Below are 21,496 nucleotides of genomic sequence, written 5' to 3' on the forward strand. Positions count from 1 at the left end.
GCTCCAATGTTCACAGCCACGAGCATGCGCCCTCTTCCGCCGTCAGCGCATTGCGGCGCATGCCCGCGAACAGCTCGCGGCCCAGGCCATGGCCGTCGGCGATGCGCTTGGCCTCGGGCAGCTTGGCGATCTCGCGTTCGGCCCATTCGTCGTCGGGCACCAGCACCGCCAGTGTGCCCGCCACGGCATCCAGGCGCACGACGTCGCCGTCGCGCACCTTGGCGAGCGGGCCGCCCGCGGCGGCTTCCGGAGAAACATGGATGGCCGCCGGAACCTTGCCCGAGGCGCCGCTCATGCGGCCGTCGGTGACCAGCGCCACGCGAAAGCCCTTGCCCTGCAGCACCGACAGCGGCGGCGTGAGCTTGTGCAGCTCGGGCATGCCGTTTGCCTGCGGCCCCTGCCAGCGCACCACGCAGACCACGTCGCGCTCGAGCTCGCCGGCGGTGAAGGCCTGGTGCAGCGCGGCCTGCGAATCGAAGACGCGCGCCGGCGCCTCGATCACGTGGCGGTCGTCGGGCACCGAAGACACCTTGATCACGCTGCGCCCCAGGTTACCGTTGAGCAGCTTCAGCCCGCCGGTGGCGCTGAAGGGATTCTCCACGGGCCGCGCGACGGCTTCATCCCTGGAAGGCGCGGCAGAGGTCCAGGCCAGGCGCTTGTCGTCCGACAGGGACGGGATGTTCGCGAACTCGCGGATGCCGCCGGCGCGCACCGTGAGCACGTCGGCGTGCATCAGGCCGGCATCGAGCAGCTCGCCGATCACGAAGCCCGGGCCGCCTGCGGCCTGGAAGGCGTTCACGTCGGCGCTGCCGTTGGGATAGACGCGCGTCAGCAGCGGAACCACGTCGGACAGCCGCGAAAAGTCGTCCCAGTCGATCACGATGCCGGCCGAGCGCGCCACGGCCACCCAGTGGATCAGGTGGTTGGTGGAGCCGCCGGTGGCCAGCAGCGCCACCATGGCGTTGACGATGCAGCGCTCGTCGACCATTTCGCCGATCGGAGGGCAACTGAATTTCGCCTCGCCCGCGCGGCCGAGCACCGTGCGGACGGCCTCGCGCGTGAGCGTCTCGCGCATGGCGTCGCCGGGCTGGATGAAGGCGGTGCCCGGCACGTGCAGGCCCATGGCCTCGAGCAGCATCTGGTTGCTGTTGGCCGTGCCGTAGAAGGTGCAGGTGCCCATGGTGTGGTAGGCCGCCATCTCTGCGTCGAGCAGGCCCTGCCGGCCGACCAGGCCCTGCGCCGCCTGCTCGCGCACCTTCGACTTCTCGCCGTTCGACAGGCCCGAGGGCATGGGGCCGGCGGGCACGAACACGGTGGGCAGGTGCCCGAAATGCAGCGCGCCGATCAAAAGGCCCGGCACGATCTTGTCGCACACGCCCAGCAGCAGCGCGCCGTCGAACATGTCGTGCGTGAGCGCGATCGCGGTGCCCATGGCGATCACGTCGCGGCTGAACAGGCTCAGCTCCATGCCGGGTGTGCCCTGGGTCACGCCGTCGCACATGGCGGGCACGCCGCCGGCCACCTGCGCGGTGGCGCCGAGGCTGCGCGCCTCCTGCTTGATGATGTCGGGGTAGCCCTGGTACGGCGCATGGGCCGAGAGCATGTCGTTGTAGGCAGTGACGATGCCGATGTTGGGCGCCCGCTCCGTCACCACCTTGAACTTGTCGTTGGCCGGAATGCCGGCCACGGCGTGCGCGACGTTGGCGCAGCCCATGCGGTCGGAGCCCCTGTCGCGGTTGCGGATTTCCGAGAGCCGCTGGAGGTAAGCGCTGCGCGGCCCCTGGCTGCGCTCGCGAATGCGATCGGTGACGTCAAGGACGGTGGGATGTGTGCTCATGGGGATGGTTTCGGTCGTGCTGCCAGCATCTGGCCACTGTCGCTTTTGCGACCTTCGACGTGGAAGTCAATGGTACCAAGACCCTGCGACCGAGGCCGATGGAAATCCGCACTCCGGCAATACGGATTGGCGGGCCCCCACGGCCCTTTCCCGCCGCCCCCGCTGCTGGCTCAGTCGACCAGCTTGACTTCCACGCGCCGCGCCTGGGCGTCGTTGCCCGAGCCGGCGGTGATGGCAGGCCGCTGCAGATCGACCTTGTCGGCCGGCACCCCCAGGCCCACCAGCACGTCACGGACTGTTTCGGCGCGTTTCTTCGCGAGCTGCTCGTTGATGGCCGCGTCGCCCGTGGTGTCATGGAAGCCCGAGACCACGGCCTTGCGCCCGCCTTCCACGCCCTTGATGACGGCGGCCAGCGCCTCGGCCGCGCCGGGCGCCAGGTCGGCGCTGCCGCTGGCGAAGTAGAAGTTCACCACGCCATCGGCCACGCGGATGCTGGCTCCGTCGGGAATGACGACTGTCACCGTCTCGGTCACTTCGGCCACCGTGGTGGTGGTCGCCGGCCCTGCAGACACCGCGGCCACCGCGACGGCGGGCATGCCGCCCGTTGCCGGCCCGTGGCTCTTGTGCCAGAGCACGATGCCCAGCACGAAGAAAATCACCAGCGCAATCAATGCCAGGAGAAATCCGAGGATGAAGTTTTGCTGGCTGTCGTCGTCGCTCATGAGGGGTCGTACTCCGTAAGAAGAAAGGGGCCGGTAAATAATGGTGCGGTGAACCATGATCGCGAAATTGTAGGCGGCGGCCCCTCGGGCCCCGCACCCGATCCCGGACCGCCGGGCCTGGACCCCATGCCCAGGCCGCTGCGCGACCCGCAGCCGATGCTCGAACAGGCCATTGCCGACTGGGGCGGGCGCGACGACCTGTGGCTCTTCGGCTATGGGTCGCTGATCTGGCGGCCCGACTTCGATTTCGTGGAGCGCCGGCCGGCCTGGGTGCACGGCTGGCATCGCGCGCTCAAGATGTGGAGCCGCATCAACCGCGGCAGCGTCCAGACGCCCGGCCTCGTCTTCGGCCTGCTGTCGGGCGGCAGCTGCCGCGGCATGGTGTTCCGCGTGCCGTCGGCCCACGGGCTCGACACGCTGCGCAGGCTCTGGCTGCGCGAAATGCCCACCGGCGTGTACGACCCCCGGTGGCTCAAGTGCAACACGCCCGAAGGCCCGGTGCGCGCCCTGGCCTTCACGCTGTCCAGGCGCAGCCCCAACTTCACCGGCGAGCTCAGCGACGAGCGCTACCGCCACATCTTCACGCATGCCGTCGGCCGCTACGGCAGCTCGCTCGACTATGCGCGCCAGACCTTGCTGGAGCTGCGCCGCCACTCGATCCACGATGCGGCGCTGGCGCGGCTGGTCGCGCTCGCGCAGGAGCGGCAGGAGGAACAGGAGCGGCAGGCGCAGGCCGGGGCGGCGACCGATTGCGGGATGCCGCAGCCTCCGGTATATGTTCCAGGGTCTCCGGACAAATCTTCTTCTTCCCCCCTTCCCCAACAATCCTCCGGACCGTCCAAGGAAAAACCATGAACCATCGTCTTTTCGTCGCCACCGGCACCGCCCTTCTCGCCAGCGCCCTGCTTTCGGCCTGCGGCAGCATGATGGGCGGCAAGCCGAGCGCGGCCGCCGAACTGATGCCCACGGCCGCGATCTCGCCCAACCCCACGCGGGGCACGGTGATCTTCACCGCGCTGGACCATGGCGTGCGCGTGGCCGGCGAGGTGCGCGGCCTGGCGCCGGGCAGCGAGCACGGTTTCCACATCCACGAAAAGGGCGACTGCGGCGACAACGGCAACGCCTCGGGCGGCCACTTCAATCCCACGGGCGGCACACACGGCAAGTTCAGCGCGCCGGGCAGCCATGCCGGCGAACTGCCGAGCCTGGTGGCCGACGGCAGCGGCGTGGCGCGCTTCAGCGTCGACGTTCACACGATCTCGCTGACCGAAGGCGCCGCCAACAACGTGGTGGGCCGCGCGCTCGTGGTGCACCGCGACCGCGACGATTTCACCACCCAGCCGGCCGGCAACTCCGGCCCGCGCACCGCCTGCGCAGTGATCGCGCGGCGCTGAGCGGCTAGGGCTGGCCCGGGAAGCGCGCCAGCCAGAGCGCCTCGGCAGCGGCCAGGGCCTCGGGCGTATCGATGTCGGTCACGATGCCGACGTCGTCCACCGCGAGGTCGGCCACCGCATCGATGGCACGCATCGCCTTCAGGATGGAGGCTGCGCCCAGCGGCCCCTTCAGCGCCGCGAGCTGCGCGCCGCAGCCGGCCGAAAAGCCCACCGGATGGCCGCGCTCGCCCCTGTATTGCGGCTGCACAGCGCGCACCCGGCCGGCCAGCGCGCCGGCCACGGCCCGCAGCGTCTCGGGGCGCACCAGCGGCAGGTCGCCCGGGAGAATGAGCCAGCCGGCGGCGTCCGGCGTGGCGCGCACCGCGGCGGCAATCGAGTCGCCCATGCCCGGATGGCCGGCGTCTTCGAGCCGCCATGGCAGGCCGCTCGCGCGCACCGCATCCAGCGTGCGCTCGAGCAGCGGCTTGCCCGCCAGCGGCGCCTGCAGCTTGGGGCCCGTGCCGCCGGCCGCGATGAAGCGCTCGCCGCGGCCCGAGGCCAGCACGATCACGCACGGAGAATTCGCCTTTGTCGCCATGCGCCGAGTATGTGCGCGGAATGCCCCGGGGTGCCTTTCGGCGGCGGCGCATGCGCAACAATGCCGACATGAGTTCTTCCTCTTCCCCTCCCACCAGCGAAGCGCTGGCCGCACTGCGCAAGAGCTACGAGCGCGCCGAGCTCGGCGAGACGCACAGCGCCGACGATCCACTCAGGCAGTTCGAGCGCTGGCTCGGCGAAGCCATCGATGCGCAGGTGCCCGAGCCCAACGCGATGACGCTGTGCACCGTGGGCGGCGACCTGCGGCCTTCGAGCCGCATCGTGCTCATCAAGGGCTATGACGCGCGCGGCATCGTCTGGTACACCAACTACGAAAGCCGCAAGGGCCGCGAACTCTCGGGCAATCCGTACGCAGCCTTGCAGTTCCACTGGGTCGAGCTCGAACGCGTGGTGCGCATCGAGGGCCGCGTGGAAAAGGCGAGCGCGGAGGAAAGCGACGCCTACTTTGCGAGCCGCCCGCTCGATTCGCGCATCGGCGCCTGGGCCAGCCCGCAGAGCGAAGTGATCAGCGGCCGCGACGTACTGGTCAAGAACGCGGCCGTGGCCGCCGCCAAGCACCTGCTCTCGCCGCCGCGCCCGCCGCACTGGGGCGGCTACCGGCTCGTGCCGGACCGCTGGGAATTCTGGCAGGGCCGCAAGAGCCGCCTGCACGACCGGCTGCGCTACCGGCTCGAAGGCAGCAACTGGGTGCGCGAACGCCTGGCCCCCTGAGCCTGAGCTTCTCCGTCTTTTTCGCGGAACACCGCTGAACCGGCTTTGCCGGGCCGTTGGTGTTGCTCCCTTGATGGGGGGGCGGCTACACGAAGTGAGCAGCTACGGGGGTGGGTCAAGCCTCGCAGGGCGCGACCTTGAACTCGACGCGGCGGTCGAGCGCATCGCTCGCATCGTCGGCGCCGGTGCCCACGATGTTCTCGCGGAATCCCATGCCGGACTCGCGCAGCTTCTTCGACAGCGGCGGCGCCTCGCCCACCAGCCGGGTCTTCACGCTGAGCGCGCGCTGCAGCGACAGGCGCTCGTTGACCGACTCCGAACCAGTGCGGCTCGTGTGGCCGGTGACCACCACGCAGGCGTCGATCTGCGCCGCCTGGCGCGCGATCTGCCGCAGCCACATCGGATAGGCGGCGCTGATCTTCGGGTCGGCCAGGAAATCGGTCGAACCGGGCTTGAACAGGAACTTCACGCTCAGGTTGTTGGTTTCCAACCCGAGCCGCGCCAGGGTGCCGAAGGTCTTCTCCGCGTCGGCCGTCCGGCCGAGCTGGGCCTGCGTGAGATACAGGCCGCTGTAGATGCGCAGCTGCTGGCCGTCGGGCCGGCGCGAAGCGGCCTCGTAGCGGCTGAGCGCCTCGCTCATGCGGCCGGCCTCGTAGGCGGCGGTGGCTTCCTGCAGCACGGTCGACGTGGGAAGGCGCTCCAGGTAGAGCGCATCGGCGGCTTGTCCCGGCTGCGTTTCGGCAGTGCGGATGTAGCCTTCCACGCCGCGGTCCTTGCCGTTCACCGGGCTGTCGCGGAAGAAGGCCGTGGGCCGCGTGTCGAGCGTTGCATCGCTGATGCGCGCCACCGATTGCGCGATGACCACGCCGCTCTTGATCTCGGTCAACGCCAGGTTCAAGCGGTAGCGTCCGTCGGATGAATCCTTGTCGCGCACCAGCGTGCCGTTGAGCACGTACTGCGCGCGCTCGATCTCGGTGTTGTTGAAGGGCGTGACGGTGAACTGCTTGAACTGCGACTGCATGCGCTGCACGATGCGCTGCTCCGCCACGCGCGTGACCTCGGTCTGCTGGCCGCTCGCGCCTTCGAGCAGCGGATCGATCACGATGCGGCTCTGCTTGATCGACGACTCCACCTTGGCCAGGAAGGCCGGCAGCTTCTGCGTCTGCACGATCAGGTCGTCCACGGCCTGGTTGACGGCCTGATCGAAAGGCATGGCATTGCCCGGCGCCGGCCGGTGCGCGCAGGCAGCGCAAAGCAGCGCGGCGCACGACAGCGCGAGCGCGCGCAGCGCCGTGCGGATCGGGTGGATGGTCTTCGTCATCAGCATTGGCTCCTCAAGATCTTCATGTCCTCGTCCGACAGCGGCTCCCCCACCGCTGCGCGCATGTTGATTTCGCTGCAGCGCCTGGAGGGCGGCGGCCTCTTCGGGGCCGGGGCTTTCTCCACCTCCGCTGTCGGCGGCGGCGCGACCACGGCCACCGCCTGCGGCTTGGGCCTGGCGCCCGGCTTCGAAGCCGGCGCGGGCGCCGGCTTGGGCTCCACCGGGCTGGCCACGGGCGGCCCGGCCGGCGCCGGTTCGCGCGGCACGGCGGCTGAAAGGCAGGGCGTCCGGCACGGCTTCGTATCGGCGGCCGCCGGCATGGCGCACAGCGCGATCACCATCGCAATCGGCGCCATGGCGGAAAACGGCGAAGACCGCGGCGGGTATTTCATCAGCGGGCAAATGTAGAGCGAGAGGCGCCGCCCGCCATCTCGCCAAATGGCCACCCTGCCGAATGGCCTAGGCTGGGAAAAGCCTCAAGGCAGCCACTGCACCAGGGTCATGACCAGCGTCAGCGTCGCCAGCGCGAGCACCGTCGACACCGCGACGCTGGCCGTGACCAGGTCTTCCGAGGTGCGGTAGCGCTGCGAAAAGAGAAAGACGTTGGCGCCGATCGGCAGCGCCGCCGCGACCACCATCACCGTGAGCGGTATGCCGCGCACGCCCAGCAGCCAGCCGATGCCGGCCACCAGCAGCGGATGCAGCAGGTTCTTCACCAGCGCCTGCACCGTCGCTTCGCGCCAGTGCCGCCCGACGGGCGTCAGCGCGAGCGTGATGCCCACCATCACCAGCGCCACCGGACCGAAAGCCTGGCCGAGCAGCAGGATCGGCTTGTCGAGGAATTCGGGCATCGCGAGCCCGGTCTGCGCAAACAGCAGTCCCGCGATGATCGGCATCGGCACCGGGTGGATGATGGCGTTGCGCAGTGCGCGCAACACCGTGCGCGCCATGGGGCGCTGCTCGTGGCCTTCCCGCTGCGCATGCTCGCGCGCCACGGCCAGCTCGAGCACCACGGTGGCGCTGGTCAACAGCACCAGCGAATGCAGCGAGATCAGCGTGAGCAGCACCACCATGCCCTGCTCGCCATAGGCCAGGCCGACCAGCACGATGCCGATCATCACCGTGTTGCTGTAGGTGTTGGCCAGCGCAATGACGGCCGCCGTGCGGTTGAAGCCGCGCAGCGCCAGCGTGCCCGCAAACAGCAGGCCCGAGGCGATGAAATACGCCGCCACGGGCTTCAGGCTCAGCTCCTGCACGTGCACCGTGCTCATCGCGCGGAAAAGCAGCGCGGGCGCAAGCAGCAGGAAGATCAGGTTGGAAAGGTCCTTGACGGCGTTGCCGCCGATCCAGCGGCGCCGGCCGGCCAGGTAGCCTGCCGCGATCAGGACGACGACCGGCAGCAGCGAAGAGATGACGAACGAATTCACCCGCCGAGGATAGCCTCATGCCGGCAGGCAGCGCCGGCGGGTTCGTTCAGAAGGTCACGCGCAGCCCGACCTTCAGCGAACGCCCCGGCAGCGGCGCGTTCGGGTACACCGTCGTCGTCAGGATCGACGTCGGGCTGTAGGCCAGCTTGTTGGTGATGTTGTCGATGCGCGCATACCAGGTGAGGTTGGCGCGCTGCACCTTCATGCGGTAGGCGATCGAGGCATTCCACAGCGTGTAGGCGTCGGTCTCGCGCGCGCCGACGCTGGGCACGTGGCGCTGCGCCGCGTTGTAGTCGAAACCGAAGCGCGCGCTCCAGGGGCCGTTGCCGTAGGCCAGCGTCGCGCCCGTGCGGAAGGGCGCAATGCGCGGCAGCGGCTCGCCGGTGTCGAGGTTCTTGGCACGCACCACGTCGCCGCGCCATTCCAGGTCGAGCGTTGCGGCGTCGGCCAGCCGCGCGAAGCCATCGGTGCCCAGGAGGCGCAGGTTGCCGCTCGCCTCGATGCCGGTGAAGCGCGCGCGCACGCCGCTGTAGAGGTACTCGGCCAGCGTGTCGGTGGCTTCGGGGTCGGTCACCACCTGGCCTTCTTCGTCGAGCGTGCGGCCCGATGCCGTCAGGCCGATGTAGTTGCGAAAGCGCGTGACGTAGGCGTTGACGCGGGCCGTGTTGGCGCCCGACTTCCATTGCGCGCCGACGTCGAAGCCGACCGACTTTTCCTTGTCGAGGTTCGGATTGCCGACCTCCCAGGCCGCCGTTGCCACGTGCGGGCCGTTGGCGAGCAGCTCGTAGTCCTTCGGTGCCCGCTCGGTGTAGGCCAGGTTCGAGGTGAGCTGCCACTGCGGCGTGAGATTGACGAGCGCGCCCACGGCCGCGCTGTGCGGATTGAAGGTGCGCTCGCCGATGGCAAAGCGCGTCACGGTCGGGTCGTCCGGATAGCCGAGCGAGGTGACGCGAACCTTCTCGGTGCGCGCGCCAAAGCTCAGCCGGCCCCAGGAGGTGCCGAGTTCCTCGTACAGGAACAGCGCGTTGGAGCGCGTGCGGCTGTGCGGCGCAAAGGCTTCCGCGCCGTCCGCGGCAAAACGGTTGCTCTCGCTCGCGAAGCCGACCAGGCCCTCGAAGTTGCCGATCTTCTGGTGGCGCGCCTCGATGCGCAGGTCGTTGCTCAGGTTCGAGAAGGTGGTGCCGGCCTCGCGGCCTTCGTACTCGGTGTGGCGGTAGTTGGTGTGGCTGGCCTTGGCGTGGATGCTGCTGATGAAGCCGCCCGGGCGCCACTCGCCCTCGATCGCCTGGCGGTCGGACTTCATGCCGATGGTCACCTCGTCCTCGGCCACGGTGCCGTAGGTGCTGCGGTAGGTGCTGGCCGAGGCGCCGATCCAGCCCTGGTCGAAGAACAGCGTGCCGCCCACCGCGCCGCCGTGCGCCTCGTTGGCCGAATTGCAGATCTTGCGCGCGAGCCAGGGACGCCCGGGCTTGCTGCATTCGAGGTCGATGGGCACGGAGACATCCTTGGAGTCGCGGTTGAACGCATCGACGTGCAGCGCGAAGCGGTCGTTGCCGCCTTCGAGCACCACGCCGCCGTTCTTCTCCTTGTTGCCGGTGGAAAAGCCCAGGTCGGCACGGCCGCCGAAGCCGTTGATCGGCTCGCTCGGAATGCGGTTGTCGATCACGTTGACCACGCCGCCCACCGCGCTGCCGCCGTACTGCAGCGCCGATGGGCCGCGCAGCACCTCGACGCGCTCGGTGACCAGCGCGTCCATCGGCACCGCATGGTCGTAGCTCAGCGACGAGGCGTCGGGCGCGCCGCCACCGTTCTGCAGGATGCGGATGCGGTCGCCGTCGAGGCCGCGGATGATCGGCCGGCTCGCATTGGGCCCGAAGTAGCTGCTGCTCACGCCGGGCAGGTTGTCGAGCGTTTGGCCGAGCGTCGATTCGGAGCGCATCAGGAGCCTGTCGCCCGAGAGCGTGGTGGTGGGTGCGATCAGTTCGCTCGCGCCCAACGGATTGCCGGTGACGGCGATCTCCGGCAGGACCGGCGCGGCCGCTTCGGCGGGCTGCGCCTGGGGTACCGGTTGGGGCTGGACCTGGGCCATGGCCGCGAAGGAAGCCAGCGAAAGAATGGCAGCGCCGATGGCGTTGCGACGGAATTTGGGAATCATGATGAACACTCGTTGAACCAAGGGGCGGCCGCCGCCATCCGCATCAAACGCGGGGCAGCAACCGGAACACAGCGGGATTCAGCGAGTGGAAGGCGGGCCGCGCGCGTCGAACAGCGCAACCCAGCGGGCGATGGCCTCGCCCTGCAGATAGGCAAAGGTGGCCGACGGCAGCAGCACCGGCAGCATCACCATCGGCACGCCAGGCGCGCCCGAGCCATGCGACAGCTGGTCGTAGAGCCGGCACTCGGCATCGGAGTGATGGCCGAACAGGTCGCCGATGCCATGGGCCGCATGCTCGTGCGCAACCGCCGGGTGCGCCGCCAATGCCGCCGCGTGGGCCTGCGCCAGGCCGGGCACGTGCAGCGTCCGGTGGATCAGCCCCAGCGTGCCCGCGAACCACAGCGCAACCATCAGCGCGATGGCGATCGCGCGGGTCGACGCGATCGTCCGGGTCGGGATGGGGCTGGCGACGTGCACGGGAAGCAGGGCTGAAAAGGAAGCTCAGGCCTTGACGCGCGATGCGAAGGTCTTCTGGAACTTCTCGACCTTGGGGCCGACCACGAAGGCGCAGTAGCCCTGGTTCGGGTTGTTGAGGAAGTAGTCCTGGTGATAGGCCTCGGCCGCCGAGTAGTTGGCGAGCGGCGCCACCTCGGTCACGATGGGCGTGCTGTAGGTCTTGCTTGCCTCGATCTCGCGGATGACCTCCTCGGCCACCTGCTTTTGCGCGTCGCCCGTGAAGTAGATGCCGCTGCGGTACTGCGTGCCCACGTCGTTGCCCTGGCGGTTCAGGGTCGTGGGGTCGTGCACCACGAAGAAGATCTCGAGAATCTCGCGCAGGCTGATGGCCGCGGGGTCGAATTCCACCTTCACCACCTCCGCATGCCCCGTGCGGCCGGTGCAGACCTGCTCGTAGCTCGGGTTGACCGTCTGGCCGTTGCAGTAGCCCGATTCGACGTCCACCACGCCCTGCACCCGGTCGAACACGGCCTCGGTGCACCAGAAGCAGCCTCCGCCGAGCACGATGGTTTCAGTGGGCGACGATGAAGAGGACATGGCTGCTCCGGCAGGTGGGGAAAAAGCGAACCCGATATTGTCGCGGCTTGACGGGCTGGATGCTGGTCACTACATTACTAACCCGCGAGTCATTAAATCATGCCCACCCCCCGATTCTTTGCCGACAAGATCTGCCCGGTGCGCGCCAAGCGCGAGCGCCGCAAGGAGGCGCGTCCGGGCGAACTGCTGGCAGCGGCGCTCGACCTGTTCGTCGAAAAAGGCTTTGCCGCCACCCGCGCCGAGGAAGTGGCGGCGCGCGCGGGCGTCTCCAAGGGCACCCTCTTTCTTTACTTTCCGAGCAAGGAAGAGCTCTTCAAGGCCGTGGTGATCGAGAACCTCGGGGGCCGGTTTGCCGAGTGGAACGACGAGTTCGAGGCCTTCGAGGGCACGACGGCCGACATGCTGCGCTACTGCATGCGCGTCTGGTGGGAGCGCGTGGGCATGACCAAGGCCTCGGGCCTGACCAAGCTCATGATGAGCGAAGGCACCAATTTTCCCGAACTGGCCGAGTTCTACCGCAAGGAGGTGGTGCGGCCGGGCCATTCGCTGCTGCGGCGCATCCTGCAGCGCGGCATCGACCGCGGCGAATTCGCGCCGGTCGACGTCGACCACGCCATTTACGCGGTGGTGGCACCGATGGTCTTCCTGATGCTGTGGAAGCACTCGGCCATGGTCTGCGTCGACGCGGAAACCTCGCTCGACCCCGAAAAATACCTCGCCACGCAGGCCGAGACCGTGCTCTACGGCCTCACCCGGCAGCCCGGAGCCGCCGCATGACGCGCAAATGCATCGCCGGCCAGCCGCGGGCCTGCGCCGCGCAACCTAAAATTGAAGGTTTGTCCTGAGCCCCACAAGGAAAAGCCTCCCATGAACCCCACCCCCTCCCTCGAGCGCCTGCGCTTCAACATGATCGAACAGCAGATCCGGCCCTGGGATGTGCTCGATCTGGAAATCCTCGACCTGCTGGCTGCGATCCGGCGCGAAGACTACGTGCCGCCCGAGCACCGCGCGCTGGCCTTCTTCGACATGGAGATTCCGCTCGGCGACGGCTCCGTTCCCGGCCAGGTCATGCTCTCGCCCAAGGTCGAGGCGCGCATGCTGCAGGACCTGCACGTGCAAAAGCACGAGTCGGTGCTCGAGATCGGCACCGGATCGGGCTTCATGGCCGCCCTGCTCGCCCACCGCGCGGCCCAGGTACTGTCGCTCGAGATCGACCCCGCGCTGGCCGCCCGCGCCGCCGAGACGCTGCGCCAGAACGGCGTGGCCAATGTCGAGGTGCGCAACGCCGACGGCGCCGTGCCGCTGCCAAGCGGTCCGAGCTTCGACGTGATCGTGCTCAGCGGCTCGGTGGCGCGCATTCCGCAGAACCTGCTCGGCTCGCTCAAGGTGGGCGGCCGCCTCGCCGCCATCGTGGGCGAGGAGCCGATGATGCGCGCCCACATCGTCACCCGCAGCAGCGAAAGCAAGTGGGACACCATCCAGCCCTGGGACACCGTGGCGCCGCGGCTGCTCAACTTCCCCGAGCCCTCGCGCTTTTCGTTCTGAACGGGCGCCACCGAATGATCGACCAAGTCCGCCCCGCCGATCTTGCCGCCTGGTTTGCGGAGCATCCCGAGGCGCCGCCCGTGCTGCTCGACGTGCGCGAGCCCTGGGAGCTGCAGACGGCCAGCGTTGCGCCGCAGGGCTTCACGCTCGTGGCCATCCCGATGAACGAGATTCCGGCACGGCTTGCCGAACTCGACGAGGGCCAGCGCATCGCCTGCCTCTGCCACCACGGTGCGCGCAGCCAGCGCGTGGCGGCGTTCCTGAGCCAGAACGGCTTTGCCGAGCTGGCCAACGTGGCCGGCGGCATCGACGCCTGGTCGGCACAGCACGATCCCTCCGTGCCGCGCTACTGATTCTTTCTTCAAGGACGTTCAATGCCTTTCAGGCCCAGGCTTTTGCCTCTTTCCGCAGCGCTTGCAAGTCTCTTTGCCACCCTGCTCGCGCTGCCGGCCCAAGGCCAGACACTGAACGAACTCTACGAATCCGCGCGCGGCTTCGACGCCACCTACCAGGGCGCGCGGGCCCAGTACGACGCGAGCGTGGCACGCGCCGCGCAGGCCAAGGCCGGCATCCTTCCGGCCGTGGGGCTCACGGCCGGCGCCACGCGCAACAACCTCGACATCGACACGCTCACCGGCGCCGGCCGCGGAACGACCACGCCGCGCGACTTCACCACGCAGAACATCGGCATCAACGCCACGCAGCCGCTGTACCGGCCCGCCAACTGGGCCACCTACGAGCAGGGCAAGCGTCAGGCCGAGATCGCGCAGGCGGTGCTCACCCTTGCCGAGCAGGACCTGATCGTGCGCGTGAGCCAGGCCTACTTCGACGTGCTCGCGAGCCAGGACAGCCTGACGCTGGTGCGCGCGCAGAAGGTGGCAGTGGCCGAGCAGCTCGCGTCGGCCAAGCGCAACTTCGAGGTCGGCACCTCCACCATCACCGACACGCGCGAGGCCCAGGCCCGCTACGACCTCGTCATTGCGCAGGAGATCGCCGCCGAGAACGACCTGCAGGTGAAGAAGGTGGTGCTCGACCAGCTGGTCGGCCGCCCGGGCAGCGTGCCGGTGCCGCTGGCGCAGCCGGTGGTGCTGCCGACCGCCACGCCGGCCAACATCGAAGCCTGGGTCGCGCAGGCCGAGGAAGCCCACCCGGCCATCCGCCAGGCACAGCTCGGGCTCGACGTGGCCGGGCTCGAAATCCGCAAGGCCGAAGCCGGCCACAAGCCCACGCTCGACGCCAACCTGGGCTACAACATCACGCGCAATCCGCACGGCACCAGCACCAGCACCGTGGGCACGCGCATCGATGCAGCGTCGGTCGGCGTGGTGTTCAACCTGCCGCTTTTCGCCGGCTTTGCCACCGAGAACCGCATCAAGGAAACGCTCGCGCTCGAGGACCAGTCGCGCAGCGTGCTCGAAGGCACCCGCCGCAGCGTCGCACAGGCCACGCGCGCGGCCTACCTCGGGCTGGTGTCGGGCGCGGGCCAGGTCAAGGCGCTCGAAGCGGCCGAGGCCTCGAGCCAGAGCGCGCTCGATGCCAACCGGCTCGGCTACCAGGTGGGCGTGCGCATCAACATCGATGTGCTCAATTCGCAGAGCCAGCTCTACCAGACCAAGCGCGATCTCGCGCAGGCGCGCTACAACGTGCTGCTGGGCAATCTGAAGCTGCGCCAGGCCAACGGCACGCTGACGGTCGACGACATGAACGCGATCAACGCGACGCTGGCGAAGAATGGCAGCACGGTGCCGCCAGCGCCCGGCGAAAGGCCGCAGGCCGCGCCTTCGGTGCCCGTGACGCCGCCACCCATTCCCGTGGTGCCGCCGGTGCCGGTGCAGCCGTTCAATCCGCCGGCACCCACGATGCCTTCGGCACCGCCGCCGCCGGTCATCCTCAATCCCCCAGTACGCTGAGGATTTTCTCCCTCCCAGGAGCCATGCACACTCAGTCGAGTGTGGGTTCGGCGCGCGGCGCTTCGCTTTCGAGCGGCGCGTGTTCCGACGCCACGGGATCCGCCGCCTGCGCGATCGCCAGCACCGCGGCTGCGGTGCGTTCGGCGGCGCCGCGGTTCGACGACGAGAATGACAGCGCAGCCTCGGCCATGGCGGCGCGGCGTTCGGGGTTCTCGACCAGCTTGAGCGCCGCGGTGACCGCCTGCTCCATGTTCTCGACGCGCAGCGAGGCCCCGGCCGCCAGCGAAAGCTGCGCCGCTTCGGCAAAGTTGAAGGTGGAGGGGCCCATGACCACCGGACAGCCGCAGGCGGCCGGCTCGATCAGGTTCTGCCCGCCCAGCGGTTCGAAGCTGCCGCCGAGCAGCGCAACGTCGGCCAGGCCGTAGTACAGCGCCATTTCGCCGAGCGAATCGCCCAGCCAGATCTCGGCGTCCGACGGCTCGCCCGCGGCGCTGCGGCGCGCCACCGCAAAGCCCTCGGCTTCGATCAGCGCGGCCACTTCGTCGAAGCGCTGCGGGTGGCGCGGCACGATCATCCACTGCACGTCGTGCACGCGCTTGGCAATCGAACGGATGGCGCCCTGCTCGGGCGGCACGGGCGCGGTGGCGCCGAAGCGCCTGAGCACGTCGAGCAGCATGCGCTCCTCGCCGTCGCGCGAACTCGCGAGCACCACCATCGGCTTGGGCAGCCGCTCGCGCAGCGTCGCGGCCGCGGCCAGCTGGCGCGCATCGGGCGAGGCGTCGAACTTCAGGTTGCCGTAGATGCCGGCCACCTTGGCGCCCAGCGACACCAGCCGGTGCGCGTCGGCCTCGGTCTGCGCCCACACGGCAGCCAGCGCCGAGTACGCGGGCCGCGCGAGCCAGCCGAGACGTTCGGCCGCGGCCAGCGATTTCTCGTTGAGCCGCGCATTGGCCAGCACCAGCGGGATGCGGCGCTCGGCACAGGCGGCGGCCATCTCGGGCCAGACCTCGGTTTCCATCAGCACGCCGATGCGCGGCTGGAAACGGTCGAGAAAACGCTTCACCGCGCCGGGCATGTCCCAGGGCTGCCAGACCTGCGTGTCGCCGGGTTCGAGCAGCTTGGCGCCTTCTTCGCGGCCCGTGGCCGTGCCGTGCGTGAGCAGGATCGGTATGCCTGGGTACTGCCTGCGCAGTTCCGCGATCAGGATGGCGGCCGCGCGCGTTTCGCCGAGCGAGACCGCATGCACCCAGCACTGGCCCTCGCCGGTGGTGGCATCGTCGTAATAGCCGAAGCGCTCCTCGACGGCCACGCCGTAGCCGGGCTCGGCCACCGCCCGGCGCCGCAGCTTGCGGCGAACCAGCGGTTGCACGGCGGTGGTGAAGGCGCCGTAGAGACGCAGCAGCAGCGAACGCACGGTGCTCAGTGCGACGCTTCGGCCAGCGTCGCGTCGGCCTTGACGGTCTTGAGGAGCGCGAGCATCTCGGCTTCGATGCGCTTGAGGGCCGCATCGGTCTGGCCCTCGAAGCGCAGCACCAGCACCGGCGTGGTGTTGGAAGCGCGAATGAGCCCGAAGCCATCGGGCCAGTCGACGCGCAGGCCGTCGATGGTCGAGACCACCGCGGGTGCCGCGAAGCTCGCGCCTGCGACGAGTTTTTCGACCACTGCATGCGGCTCGCCTTCGGCGCATTTCACGTTGAGTTCGGGCGTCGAAAAGCTCGTGGGCAAGGCGTTGAGCGTGTCGCTCGCATTGGGCGTCTTGCTCAGGATCTCGAGCAGGCGGCAGCCCGCATAGGTACCGTCGTCGAAGCCGAACCAGCGCTCCTTGAAGAAGATGTGGCCGCTCATCTCGCCGCCGAGCGGCGAATCGATTTCCTTCATCTTGGCCTTGATCAGCGAATGGCCGGTCTTGAAGATCATCGGCTTGCCGCCAGCGGCCTCGATGGCCGGCGCCAGGCGCTGCGAGCACTTCACGTCGTACACGATGGTGCCGCCCGGCACGCGCGAGAGCACGTCCTGCGCAAAGAGCTGCATCTGGCGGTCGGGGAAGATGTTCTGGCCGTCTTTCGTGACGATGCCCAGGCGGTCGCCATCGCCGTCGAAGGCCAGGCCCAGTTCGGCGTCGCCTTCGGCCAGTGCGGCCATCAGGTCCTTGAGGTTCTCGGGCTTGCTCGGATCGGGGTGGTGGTTGGGAAAGTTGCCGTCGACCTCGCTGAACAGTTCGGTCACTTCGCAGCCTATGGCGCGGAAGATGGCCGGCGCCGAGGCGCCCGCAATGCCGTTGCCAGAATCGACCACGATCTTCAGCGGACGGGCCAGCTTGATGTCGCCGACGATGCGCTGGGTGTAGGCCTCGGTCACGTCGACCTTGCGCACGCTGCCGCCGGGGGCGAGCCTGGCGGTGCCGTCTTCCATGACCTTGCGCAGGCCCTGGATCTCGTCGCCGTAGATGGCGCGCCCGGCCAGCACCATCTTGAAGCCGTTGTAGTCCTTGGGATTGTGGCTGCCCGTGACCTGGATGCCGCTCGTGCACAGCGTGTGGGCCGCAAAGTAGAGCATGGGCGTGGTCACCGCGCCCACGTCGATCACCTCGACGCCGGTGGCCACCAGGCCGTTGATCAATGCTTCGACGAGCGCGGGTCCCGAGAGCCGGCCATCGCGGCCCACGGCCACGGTCTTTTCACCGGCGGCGCGGGCGGCGCTGCCGAAAGCCCGGCCGAGCGCTTCCGCGACCTCGGCATCGAGCGTGACGGGCACCACGCCTCGGATGTCATAGGCCTTGAAAATCGACGCACTGAGTTGCATGAAGAAGCATTCCCTGTAGGTTCTTGAGAACGGGCCATTGTAGGCAAGCGCTCCGGTGCCCACATGTCCGAAAACGGCCAGTTGAAACGAGTCGAAACCGTATCATTTGCCCATGCCTACTCCTCACGCATCCACCGAAGCACTCGAGAGCGACGCCTGCTACCTGGCGATGAAGACGCACGATGCGCGCTTCGACGGCTCGTTCTTCACCGCGGTGACCTCCACCGGCATCTACTGCCGGCCGGTCTGCCGCGTGAAGCTGCCGCGGCGCGAGAACTGCCGGTTCTTCCGCCACGCGGCGCAGGCCGAGGCCGAGGGCTTCCGCCCCTGCCTGCGCTGCCGGCCCGAACTCGCGCCGCGGGCGGCGAGCTGGTCCACCGAGGATGCCTCGCGCATCCTCGCGCTGCAGGCCGCCCGGCTCATCGACGAGCCCGATGCCTGGTCCGAGGATGGGCCGGGCGCAGCGCAGATCGCCGCACGGCTCGGCGTGAGCGACCGCCACCTGCGGCGCATCTTCGAGGCGCAGTTCGGCGTCTCGCCCTTGCAATACCTGCAGACGCGCCGCCTGCTGGCCGCCAAGCAATTGATCGCCGACACGCGCCTGCCGATGACGCAGGTGGCGCTGGCCAGCGGCTTTGCGAGCGTGCGCCGCTTCAACGCTGCGTTCCTGGAGCACTATGGCCTCAACCCGAGCGCGCTGCGGCGTGCCGGCGGCGCCGAGGGGGGCCAGGGGAAGGCCATCGAGGTGCGGCTGGGCTTTCGGCCACCTTACGACGTGAACGCGATGCTCGGCTTCTTTGCGCGGCGCGCGCTGCGTGGCGTCGAGCTGGCCACCACGGCCGATGGCAAGGAGCCCGCCAAGGGCAGCACCCCGGCTTTCGTTCACCTGGCCCGGACGCTGAGCGTGCAACAGGGCGGACAGGCGCACGCCGGCTGGCTGCAGCTGCGCTTCGACATGGCGCGCGAGCAGATGCTGCTGTCGGTCAGCGACTCGCTCGCCGCGGTGCTGCCGATCGTGATCAGCCGCGCGCGCGCCATGCTCGACCTCGATGCCGAGCCGATGGCCATCAACGCGGCGCTGCACGAGGCCTTTCCGCACGGCGACGGCTTGCGCGTGCCGGGCACGGTCGACGGCTTTGAACTGGCGGTGCGCGCGGTGCTGGGCCAGCAGGTCACCGTGGCCGCGGCACGCACGCTGGGCTCGCGGCTGGTGGAGGCTTTCGGCGAACCCATCGCCACGCCCATCGAAGGCCTCGACCGCCTGTTTCCCACGCCCGCGGCACTGGCGGGCGCGAGCGGCGACGCACTCGGCAAGCTCGGAATCGTGCGGCAGCGCCAGGCCGCGCTGCAGGCCATCGCGCGCGAGGTCGCCGGCGGCAGGCTGGCGCTACATGCGGGCGCCGACGTGCCCTCGACCATTGCCGCGCTGCAGGAGCTGCCCGGCATCGGCGCCTGGACCGCGCAGTACATCGCGATGCGCGCGCTGCGCTGGCCCGACGCCTTTCCCGCGGGCGACGTGGCGCTGCAGAAGGCGCTGGGCGTGAGCACCGAACGCGCGGCCAGCCAGGCGTCGCAGGCCTGGCGGCCCTGGCGCAGCTATGCGGTGCTGCGCGCCTGGCATGCGCCGACGCCGGCCACGGCTGCGGCTCCGCCTGCGGCGGCCCCTTCTTTCAACAACCTCACAACGGCAGGCGCCTCCGCCTGAAATGTCATGAAGTTCAAGAGCAAAGTCATCTACACCTCGCACATCGACACGCCGCTCGGCGGCATCACGATGGCGGCCACCGACGAAGGCCTGGCGGGCGTCTGGTTCGACCAGCAGCGCCACTGGCCCGACACCACGGGCTGGCAGACCCAGGACGATCATCCCGCGCTGGTCGAGGCCGGCGCCCAGCTGCGCGACTACTTCGCGGGCAGGCGCGACACCTTCGACGTGAAGCTCGACCTCTCGCACGGCACCGCGTTCCAGCAAAGCGTGTGGCAGGCGCTGCTCGCCATTCCGGCGGGCAAGACCATGACCTACGGCGCGCTGAGCGTGAACGTGGGCAACCCGGCCGCGGTGCGCGCGGTGGGCGCGGCCGTCGGGCGCAACCCGATCAGCGTGATCGTGCCCTGCCACCGCGTGCTGGGCGCCGACGGCTCGCTGACCGGTTACGCTGGCGGGCTCCACCGCAAGACTGCGCTGCTGGAACTCGAATCGAAATAGGGCCCGCCGCAGGGCTGCGAAGACCTTATGAGCACGACAACGAACGACAACACCACCGCCCATCCGTCGCCGAAGCCCAAGGCCTGGCTCATCGACCTCGTGCTGCTCGGCGCGCTCTGGGGAGCGTCCTTTCTTTTCATGCGCATCGGCGCGGCCGAGTTCGGCGCCTTGCCTGCGGCTGCGGTGCGCGTGGCGGTGGCCACGCTGTTCCTGCTGCCGCTCTTGTTCATGCGCGGCCACGGCGCGGCGCTGGCACAGCACTGGAAGGCCTCGATGGCCATCGGCGTGCTGAATTCGGGCATTCCGTTCGCGCTGTTCTGCTTTGCGCTGCTGACCATCAACAGCGGCCTGGCGGCGGTGATCAATGCCACGGTGCCGATGTTCGGCGCGCTGGTGGCGTGGGCCTGGTTTCGCGACCGGCCCGACGGCTCGCGCATCGTCGGCCTGGTCATCGGCTTCGCGGGCGTCGCCATGCTGGCGAGCCGCAGCGCGGGCCTGCACGCCGACGCCAACGGCAACGCCGCTCTGTGGGCCGTGCTGGCCTGCCTGGGCGCCTGCGCCAGCTACGGCGTGGCGGCCAGCGCCACGCGGCGCTACCTGGGCGGCGTACCCGCACTGGCCACCGCCACCGGCAGCCAGATCGGCGCCACGCTGTTCCTCGCGCTTCCGGCGCTCTGGTTCTGGCCCGCGCAGATGCCGAGCCTGCGCGCCTGGCTGGCGTTGCTGGCCCTGGGCATCGCATGCACCGGCCTCGCGTACATCCTGTTCTTCCGGCTCATCGCCAACGCGGGACCGGCGCGCGCGTTGACGGTGACCTTCCTGGTGCCGGTGTTCGCGGTGTTCTACGGCGCCGTGTTCCTGGGCGAAAACATCACGCAATGGATGCTGATCTGCGCGGGCGTGATCGTCTGCGGCGTGGCGCTGTCCACCGGCCTCGTGAAGCTGTGGCCGCGCGCGGGCGGCTCGGCCGCTACATCGCCCCCGCGACCACGTTGACCGACAGCGCGAGCACCAGCATGTTGAAGGCGAAGGCGAGCACGCTGTGCACCAGCGTGAGGCGCCGCATCTCGCGCGAGGTGGCCTGCACGTCGGACACCTGCGTGGTCATGCCGACCACATAGGCGTAGTACAGGAAATCGAAATAGTCGGGCTCATCCTTGCCCGGGAAGTCCAGCCCGCCGTCCGGCGAGCCGTCGCGCCGGTCGATGTAGTAGCGATGCGCATAGTGGAAGGCGTAGATCGTGTGCATCATGAGCCACGAGCCCACCAGCGCCACCAGCCCGAGCGCGATGTGCCCCGCCCGCACCGGCCCGCTCATCAGCTTGACCTGCTGCAGCAGCATTGCGATGGCCACCACGCTCGCGCCGATCAGCACCAGCATCGACACCAGGATCAGCACGTTGGGCTGGTCCAGCGACTGGGCGCGCTCGCGGGTGCGCCGCGCATCGAAGGTATCGGCCAGCCACCACGTGAGCACCTGGTAGACCGCGACAGCGGCACACCAGCCCGCAAGCCCGCGCGCCATCGCGTCGAGCGGCCAGGAGACGGCGGCGACCGCGATCCCGGCCACGCCGCCATAGAAAAGCCGCTGCGGGCCGGTCGTCGCGGAAAGGTGCTTGTGCATGTTCAAAGCTTACCTCTAGTACTTTCTGGGACATGCCCCGCATCGGCATCAACGCCGTCCTACACGCACAACGGCAATCGGCGCATGGGCGTTGCGCGAAGGCGCTATTAACTTGGCGGTCAACAACAGGGAGCAACCGCCCGGATGCCCGGCGCGCACACAAATTGCGTGTCGAGCCCGAGGCGTATTTTT

The 21,496-nt window shown here is 69.1% G+C and carries 22 protein-coding genes; 11 read left to right on the plus strand and 11 right to left on the minus strand.

What is annotated here, in order from left to right; all coding sequences use genetic code 11:
- Positions 1–10: 10 nt before the first annotated feature.
- On the minus strand, positions 11–1,837 hold the full coding sequence (gene edd, locus IB278_RS13100; protein WP_192323621.1) for a phosphogluconate dehydratase: 1,827 nt from the start codon (positions 1,835–1,837) through the stop codon (positions 11–13).
- A gap of 170 nt (positions 1,838–2,007) precedes the next feature.
- Positions 2,008–2,559 (minus strand): OmpA family protein, encoded by a 552-nt coding sequence (locus IB278_RS13105; RefSeq protein ID WP_145746092.1) that lies wholly within the window; start codon positions 2,557–2,559, stop codon positions 2,008–2,010.
- A gap of 48 nt (positions 2,560–2,607) precedes the next feature.
- Between IB278_RS13105 and IB278_RS13110 the strand changes: the two genes are divergently transcribed.
- Both IB278_RS13110 and IB278_RS13115 read left to right on the plus strand, forming a co-directional pair.
- The gene (locus IB278_RS13110) at positions 2,608–3,414 is read left to right on the plus strand and encodes a gamma-glutamylcyclotransferase (RefSeq protein WP_307697629.1); all 807 of its coding nucleotides are present in this window, start codon (positions 2,608–2,610) and stop codon (positions 3,412–3,414) included.
- Positions 3,411–3,953, plus strand: a complete 543-nt coding sequence (locus IB278_RS13115; RefSeq protein ID WP_145746090.1) for a superoxide dismutase family protein — start codon at positions 3,411–3,413, stop codon at positions 3,951–3,953. Before IB278_RS13110 ends, IB278_RS13115 begins: the two co-directional genes overlap by 4 nt.
- 4 nt (positions 3,954–3,957) lie before the next feature.
- Here IB278_RS13115 and IB278_RS13120 read toward each other — a convergent pair whose 3' ends face one another.
- A complete protein-coding gene (locus tag IB278_RS13120) occupies positions 3,958–4,530 on the minus strand; it encodes an NTP transferase domain-containing protein (RefSeq protein WP_145746089.1) in 573 nt (190 codons plus the stop codon).
- Between the two features lie 50 nt (positions 4,531–4,580).
- Between IB278_RS13120 and pdxH the strand changes: the two genes are divergently transcribed.
- Positions 4,581–5,261, plus strand: a complete 681-nt coding sequence (gene pdxH, locus IB278_RS13125) for a pyridoxamine 5'-phosphate oxidase (protein WP_145746088.1) — start codon at positions 4,581–4,583, stop codon at positions 5,259–5,261.
- A gap of 115 nt (positions 5,262–5,376) precedes the next feature.
- On the opposite strand, the gene IB278_RS13130 is transcribed toward pdxH, so the two are convergent.
- A complete protein-coding gene (locus tag IB278_RS13130) occupies positions 5,377–6,588 on the minus strand; it encodes an OmpA family protein (RefSeq protein WP_145746087.1) in 1,212 nt (403 codons plus the stop codon).
- Between the two features lie 18 nt (positions 6,589–6,606).
- Here IB278_RS13130 and IB278_RS13135 point away from each other — a divergent pair, with 18 nt between their 5' ends.
- On the plus strand, positions 6,607–6,990 hold the full coding sequence (locus IB278_RS13135) for a hypothetical protein (protein ID WP_192323622.1): 384 nt from the start codon (positions 6,607–6,609) through the stop codon (positions 6,988–6,990).
- 68 nt (positions 6,991–7,058) lie between these two features.
- Here IB278_RS13135 and IB278_RS13140 read toward each other — a convergent pair whose 3' ends face one another.
- The 4 genes from IB278_RS13140 to msrA form a co-directional block, all read right to left on the minus strand.
- The gene (locus IB278_RS13140; protein WP_192323623.1) at positions 7,059–8,009 is read right to left on the minus strand and encodes an AEC family transporter; all 951 of its coding nucleotides are present in this window, start codon (positions 8,007–8,009) and stop codon (positions 7,059–7,061) included.
- A 46-nt stretch (positions 8,010–8,055) separates the two neighbouring features.
- A complete protein-coding gene (locus IB278_RS13145) occupies positions 8,056–10,164 on the minus strand; it encodes a TonB-dependent receptor (RefSeq protein WP_192323624.1) in 2,109 nt (702 codons plus the stop codon).
- A 78-nt stretch (positions 10,165–10,242) separates the two neighbouring features.
- On the minus strand, positions 10,243–10,641 hold the full coding sequence (locus tag IB278_RS13150) for a hypothetical protein (protein ID WP_145746083.1): 399 nt from the start codon (positions 10,639–10,641) through the stop codon (positions 10,243–10,245).
- Between the two features lie 24 nt (positions 10,642–10,665).
- The gene (gene msrA, locus IB278_RS13155; protein ID WP_192323625.1) at positions 10,666–11,217 is read right to left on the minus strand and encodes a peptide-methionine (S)-S-oxide reductase MsrA; all 552 of its coding nucleotides are present in this window, start codon (positions 11,215–11,217) and stop codon (positions 10,666–10,668) included.
- Between the two features lie 99 nt (positions 11,218–11,316).
- Here msrA and IB278_RS13160 point away from each other — a divergent pair, with 99 nt between their 5' ends.
- From IB278_RS13160 to IB278_RS13175, 4 genes are all read left to right on the plus strand, one after another.
- The gene (locus IB278_RS13160; RefSeq protein WP_145746081.1) at positions 11,317–11,994 is read left to right on the plus strand and encodes a TetR/AcrR family transcriptional regulator; all 678 of its coding nucleotides are present in this window, start codon (positions 11,317–11,319) and stop codon (positions 11,992–11,994) included.
- Between the two features lie 90 nt (positions 11,995–12,084).
- Positions 12,085–12,762, plus strand: coding sequence for a protein-L-isoaspartate O-methyltransferase family protein (locus tag IB278_RS13165; RefSeq protein ID WP_192323626.1), 678 nt, complete (start codon positions 12,085–12,087; stop codon positions 12,760–12,762).
- Positions 12,763–12,776: 14 nt separating this feature from the next.
- Entirely contained in the window at positions 12,777–13,115 is a 339-nt protein-coding gene (locus IB278_RS13170) for a rhodanese-like domain-containing protein (protein WP_145746079.1), read from the plus strand.
- A gap of 21 nt (positions 13,116–13,136) precedes the next feature.
- Positions 13,137–14,672, plus strand: coding sequence for a TolC family outer membrane protein (locus IB278_RS13175; protein WP_192323627.1), 1,536 nt, complete (start codon positions 13,137–13,139; stop codon positions 14,670–14,672).
- Between the two features lie 31 nt (positions 14,673–14,703).
- Here IB278_RS13175 and IB278_RS13180 read toward each other — a convergent pair whose 3' ends face one another.
- Positions 14,704–16,086, minus strand: coding sequence for a 3-deoxy-D-manno-octulosonic acid transferase (locus IB278_RS13180; protein ID WP_145746077.1), 1,383 nt, complete (start codon positions 16,084–16,086; stop codon positions 14,704–14,706).
- A gap of 5 nt (positions 16,087–16,091) precedes the next feature.
- Positions 16,092–17,474 carry a phosphomannomutase/phosphoglucomutase gene (locus IB278_RS13185; RefSeq protein WP_145746076.1) on the minus strand — a complete coding sequence of 461 codons (1,383 nt, stop codon included), beginning with the start codon at positions 17,472–17,474 and terminating at the stop codon, positions 16,092–16,094.
- A gap of 112 nt (positions 17,475–17,586) precedes the next feature.
- On the opposite strand from IB278_RS13185, the gene IB278_RS13190 reads away from it, so the two are divergent.
- The 3 genes from IB278_RS13190 to IB278_RS13200 are packed head-to-tail and all read left to right on the plus strand — an operon-like array spanning position 17,587 to position 20,676.
- Positions 17,587–19,179, plus strand: coding sequence for a DNA-3-methyladenine glycosylase 2 family protein (locus tag IB278_RS13190; RefSeq protein ID WP_145746075.1), 1,593 nt, complete (start codon positions 17,587–17,589; stop codon positions 19,177–19,179).
- A 6-nt stretch (positions 19,180–19,185) separates the two neighbouring features.
- Entirely contained in the window at positions 19,186–19,680 is a 495-nt protein-coding gene (locus IB278_RS13195; protein WP_145746074.1) for a methylated-DNA--[protein]-cysteine S-methyltransferase, read from the plus strand.
- 27 nt (positions 19,681–19,707) lie between these two features.
- Entirely contained in the window at positions 19,708–20,676 is a 969-nt protein-coding gene (locus IB278_RS13200; protein ID WP_192323628.1) for a DMT family transporter, read from the plus strand.
- Here the strand turns inward: IB278_RS13200 and IB278_RS13205 are convergent.
- Positions 20,651–21,304, minus strand: a complete 654-nt coding sequence (locus tag IB278_RS13205) for a DUF1345 domain-containing protein (protein WP_145746072.1) — start codon at positions 21,302–21,304, stop codon at positions 20,651–20,653. The genes IB278_RS13200 and IB278_RS13205 overlap by 26 nt on opposite strands.
- Positions 21,305–21,496 lie beyond the last annotated feature (192 nt).

The sequence above is a fragment of the Variovorax sp. VRV01 genome, from assembly GCF_014852545.1.
GTDB classification, from domain to species: Bacteria; Pseudomonadota; Gammaproteobacteria; order Burkholderiales; family Burkholderiaceae_C; genus Variovorax; species Variovorax beijingensis_A.

Excerpts from the sequence above, each read along its gene's own strand:
- IB278_RS13165 (WP_192323626.1), top strand. The coding sequence starts at position 12,085 with ATGAACCCCACCCCCTCCCTCGAGCGCCTGCGCTTCAACATGATCGAA.
- IB278_RS13170 (WP_145746079.1), top strand. The coding sequence starts at position 12,777 with ATGATCGACCAAGTCCGCCCCGCCGATCTTGCCGCCTGGTTTGCGGAG.
- IB278_RS13175 (WP_192323627.1), top strand. The coding sequence starts at position 13,137 with ATGCCTTTCAGGCCCAGGCTTTTGCCTCTTTCCGCAGCGCTTGCAAGT.
- IB278_RS13105 (WP_145746092.1), bottom strand. The coding sequence starts at position 2,559 with ATGAGCGACGACGACAGCCAGCAAAACTTCATCCTCGGATTTCTCCTG.
- IB278_RS13160 (WP_145746081.1), top strand. The coding sequence starts at position 11,317 with ATGCCCACCCCCCGATTCTTTGCCGACAAGATCTGCCCGGTGCGCGCC.
- IB278_RS13135 (WP_192323622.1), top strand. The coding sequence starts at position 6,607 with ATGTCCTCGTCCGACAGCGGCTCCCCCACCGCTGCGCGCATGTTGATT.
- IB278_RS13205 (WP_145746072.1), bottom strand. The coding sequence starts at position 21,304 with ATGCACAAGCACCTTTCCGCGACGACCGGCCCGCAGCGGCTTTTCTAT.
- edd (WP_192323621.1), bottom strand. The coding sequence starts at position 1,837 with ATGAGCACACATCCCACCGTCCTTGACGTCACCGATCGCATTCGCGAG.
- IB278_RS13200 (WP_192323628.1), top strand. The coding sequence starts at position 19,708 with ATGAGCACGACAACGAACGACAACACCACCGCCCATCCGTCGCCGAAG.
- msrA (WP_192323625.1), bottom strand. The coding sequence starts at position 11,217 with ATGTCCTCTTCATCGTCGCCCACTGAAACCATCGTGCTCGGCGGAGGC.
- pdxH (WP_145746088.1), top strand. The coding sequence starts at position 4,581 with ATGCGCAACAATGCCGACATGAGTTCTTCCTCTTCCCCTCCCACCAGC.
- IB278_RS13185 (WP_145746076.1), bottom strand. The coding sequence starts at position 17,474 with ATGCAACTCAGTGCGTCGATTTTCAAGGCCTATGACATCCGAGGCGTG.
- IB278_RS13195 (WP_145746074.1), top strand. The coding sequence starts at position 19,186 with ATGAAGTTCAAGAGCAAAGTCATCTACACCTCGCACATCGACACGCCG.
- IB278_RS13145 (WP_192323624.1), bottom strand. The coding sequence starts at position 10,164 with ATGATTCCCAAATTCCGTCGCAACGCCATCGGCGCTGCCATTCTTTCG.
- IB278_RS13115 (WP_145746090.1), top strand. The coding sequence starts at position 3,411 with ATGAACCATCGTCTTTTCGTCGCCACCGGCACCGCCCTTCTCGCCAGC.
- IB278_RS13130 (WP_145746087.1), bottom strand. The coding sequence starts at position 6,588 with ATGCTGATGACGAAGACCATCCACCCGATCCGCACGGCGCTGCGCGCG.
- IB278_RS13190 (WP_145746075.1), top strand. The coding sequence starts at position 17,587 with ATGCCTACTCCTCACGCATCCACCGAAGCACTCGAGAGCGACGCCTGC.
- IB278_RS13120 (WP_145746089.1), bottom strand. The coding sequence starts at position 4,530 with ATGGCGACAAAGGCGAATTCTCCGTGCGTGATCGTGCTGGCCTCGGGC.